The sequence below is a fragment of the Blautia sp. AF34-10 genome (assembly GCF_003477865.1).
Classification (GTDB): Bacteria; Bacillota; Clostridia; order Lachnospirales; family Lachnospiraceae; genus Fusicatenibacter; species Fusicatenibacter saccharivorans.
The window spans coordinates 1-4,022 of the sequence record NZ_QUED01000061.1; the positions used below are offsets into that span (position 1 = coordinate 1).

General features: G+C 35.1%; 2 protein-coding genes. Both read right to left on the bottom strand.

The genetic code is table 11. The features are described from left to right. Nucleotides 1-2 precede the first annotated feature (2 nt). Nucleotides 3-3,494: a type I restriction endonuclease subunit R gene (locus DWZ60_RS16660; RefSeq protein ID WP_119222169.1), complete on the bottom strand. Its 3,492-nt coding sequence runs from the start codon at nt 3,492-3,494 to the stop codon at nt 3-5. A gap of 4 nt (nt 3,495-3,498) precedes the next feature. Further along, entirely contained in the window at nt 3,499-3,972 is a 474-nt protein-coding gene (locus tag DWZ60_RS16665) for a restriction endonuclease subunit S (RefSeq protein ID WP_330422408.1), read from the bottom strand. Between the last annotated feature and the right edge of the window lie 50 nt (nt 3,973-4,022).

Below are 4,022 nucleotides of genomic sequence, written 5' to 3' on the forward strand. Positions count from 1 at the left end.
TTCTATAAGGCAAAAGCTATTATTAATCTGTCACTTGATAATAGTATAATACTACTTTTATATCCATATGGAATAGACTCCTCAGCAACTCGCAACATACTATTTTCTGAAATATAATCATATATATGTCTATTAGAGCCTTTGTACTCTTCAATTGAAGCGGATACATCTGAATGCTCCTCAAAATTCTCCACCTGCTCCATAACTTTCTTAAATACTTCCGGGCTATATTGTGGTGGATAACCATTCTTAACTAGACAAATCTTTATTTCCAATTTCAACTGATCTCTTACATTTTGATTGTTAAGCCAATCAGCAAAAGAAGATTTTGTATCAATGATTTCCTTTACCTTTATTGCCAAGTTTTTGCACTTATCATTGATTACAATACCATCGACCTCTTTATCCGTTCCATACTCAAAATCATATTGGTCACGCATAGAAATCAAAATATCATAAAATGCCTTTTCTTCAAAAGTAAGTCCTATTTTTCGAAAGCTTTCTCTATTTTCATTCATTGCTCTTAGAATAGCTAACGCCTGCTCTGTTGCAATTTTAATAATATCTTCTGAAACCTGTTCCTGTGCTTCACCTGCTTCTTCCGCAGAAAGATGTTTACGTCTCTCATGGTATTCTGCAATAGTCTTTTCCAACATTTCCTGATATGTCTTTGCAGCTAATCTGTTAACTTTCCCATATTCCTTAATCTGTTTACGAAGCATTTTGACAAGAAGTTCGAGCTTAGTTGCCGGCATCTTAACGTCAGATAACTTTTCAAAATATTCTGGTGAAAAAATATCCTCTTCCTCACCACTCTCAAGAATGCTCTCAACCTGATTATATTTTAATGCTTCCTCCACCATCTTAGAAACTGCACGATTCATACTGTCAGTATCCACTTCACTTGTTCCACACATTTTACGGACAAAACCTGCTATTGCCATAAAGCATTGTGCCAAAGCAGATTCTTCTTCTCCAAGATACCCTGAAGGCTGACATATATCAAATGCCATTCTCATAGATTTAACAGTCTTCAGAAAATATGTTTTAAAAGATACTGTCTGAGAACCATTTTTTCCTTCTGACTGCAACTCTTGAGTTGATACAAAAACATATTCTGCTGCTTTGGCAAGAAGCCTGTATCGGTCAATCGGATTGCATTCCATATTTATAAATGGTGTTAAATCATAGCCTATAAACATATTTTTTAGCTCTTCCAATTCTTCCCTAAATACCGATGTAGCCTGCTCAACATCATCAGAAGTTGGTGCAACCGAGCTATTTCCGCCATATAATTTCATGGCTTCACGCATATTATCACGGATTCCTATATAATCAATCACCATACCATACTCTTTTCCTGGATACTTTCTGTTTACACGGCTTATGGTCTGTATTAACAAATGCTTTTTTAATGGTTTATCATTGTATAAATATGTGAGACACGGAACATCAAACCCAGTAATCCACATATCTACAACAATAACTATACGAAAGTTTGACTTTTCTTGCTTAAAAGCAGCATCTAACTCTTCGGAACGTTTATCATTCTTAACGCCACCAAGATAGTTATACATATCCTGCTCATCATTTTTTCCAACACTAGATACCATTGCAATAAGTGGCATAGGTTTCAATTCATTTAATTCTTCATCTGTTCCATCAGTACCATCCGGCACTTTCTTTTCTTCAAACCATTCAGGATACTTATCTTTAAATTTCGACAATAAAGCATAAGCAATCTTTCTATTAGAACAAACCACCATTGCTTTCTGTATTCTATTCGGATCTGCATCACAGGCTGAAACATAATGATTATGAATATCTGTAGCAAGACGCTCTAATCTGGAAGGTTCCCCAAGAATTATTTCCATAGAACTCATTGCCTTCTTACTTGCTTCGACATCTTCAAAAGTAGCACCATCATCAGCACACTTTTTATAGTAGTCCTCAATCTCTTTTACCTTGTTTTTATCAAGTAATACTTTTGCAATACGAGGATGATATTTAATAGAAACAGTAAGTCCATCTGCAACAGCCTGATCCATCGTATATCTATCAATTTCATCACCAAAAGTCTGATATGTTTCTGCAATAGGTGTTCCTGTAAATCCTACAAATGTAGCCTGTGGAAATGCCTCTTTTAACACCTTTGCATATGGCTTTGATACCATAGCTTTCATATTCGCATCCGCATCTTTACTGAATTGAATTTTTTTAGAGTGTTCAAGCTGAGTTCTATGTGCTTCATCAGAGAAGCATATAATATTCTGTCTGTCATTGATAAGACCTATTTTGTCATCTTCCCTATCACAAAACTTCTGAATAGTGCATATATAGAATCCACCACTTTGTCTTGCTCCAAGTTCCTGTCTTAGTTGTGTTCTATTCTTAACAACAGAAACCTCTCCAAGATTAAGGAATTCTGTACTCTTTGTAAAAAGCTTCGCCCCCTGTTTTTGCAATTCATCTCTATCGACAATCAATATAATCGTTGGAGAACCTATCTCTGAGATATCTGTACAGCGTAATGCCAACTGACGTGCCAAAAATGCCATCGTATAAGTCTTACCACATCCCGTAGCCCCAAAATATGTACCGCCTCTTCCACTCTTGGTAACAACAGAATCTACAATGCTTTGCTTCAGAAGCCTCGCAGCAAAAAACTGTGGATAACGGCATACAATTTCCACTTCATCACTATCATAAATACTATCCTGAAAATAAATGTAATCTCTAAATATTTCCAAAAAACGCTCAGGAGAATAAACACCCTTAATCATAGTTTCTGTTTCAGCAAATGGAAGTGTTGATACAGCATCTCCATCATTAACACGTCTCCAGGCATAAAAATGTTCATATGGTGTGCGAACTGTTCCTAATCTGGTTTTAACTCCATCAGAAATACAAGCTAAAGGACAGTAATGCAACAAATGAGGTATATCTCTCCAATAACGAATATTAATCTGCTCCCAAGCATCATAAATAGTCGCATTTGCATCAGCAGGGTTCTTCAATTCCATAATACATAATGGCATACCATTCACAAAAAGAATTACATCCGGTCTGCGGTTCTCTTTTTGACCATTATTTGTATATTCTACTGTAAACTGATTCACCACTCGAAAGACATTCTTAACACCATCCTTTTCAAAGTTAATCAGCGGTATCATTCTTGCAATACCATCTTTCGGAGTAAATTGGATACCATCCACCAACCAGTTGTATACCTTATGCAATGTTGCAAAATCACTCTCTGCACCCACAAGACGAACAGTATCATAGATCTGTGTTACTTCATCTTCTGTCAAATCAAGATTTCCATCTGCTATAAATTTCTTGAAATCATCCTCTATCAACACATCTCTTTTGGTAACACGAGAAAGCTTATTTCCAGAAGTATATTTCCATCCCTCTGTTTCTAAAAAGCCAATAAAGGCATATTCGTATTCTGATTCACAATAATGACCATTGTATTCTTTTAATCTAGCCATAGGCTTATGCCTCCTTTGCTTTTCTCGCCTCTTCTATAGAACCTTTAATTAGTATTGGGCAAATATCTTTTATCTGTTCTTTAAGTTTTTCGTTAATATCTCTGCGTTCATTATATGCGTTATATATTTGAACAATTGATTTTTGAACATTTAAATCCGGTACTGGTATTTCAATTTCATAAAAACGATCCATATCTAAATTTGTTCGTATACTTCCGTCACTCATAAACCAACCTAGTCGATCAACTTCTTTACGCAAAAACCACATCATTATATATTCCACCAAAACACTATTATCTTTTATTTCCAAGACCGTATATGCCGGTGAAATGATTACTGGTTCATCTTTATCAAAAAGTGCTATTCTAATACATTTATCCCTTCCTGTCTGCATTCCAGAAAAGACAAATTGCCCCTTTCTTACAATCTTATATTTAGATAAATCAACCCCATTTATATTTGAACAGATGGCATAAATTGTTTAGTAATGTTTATTCCTTGAACATCTTTTATCTCACTATTTATGTT

What these genes read in the sequence shown, in the direction of transcription:
- DWZ60_RS16660 (WP_119222169.1), bottom strand. Translation starts at nt 3,494, where the DNA reads ATGGCTAGATTAAAAGAATACAATGGTCATTATTGTGAATCAGAATAC.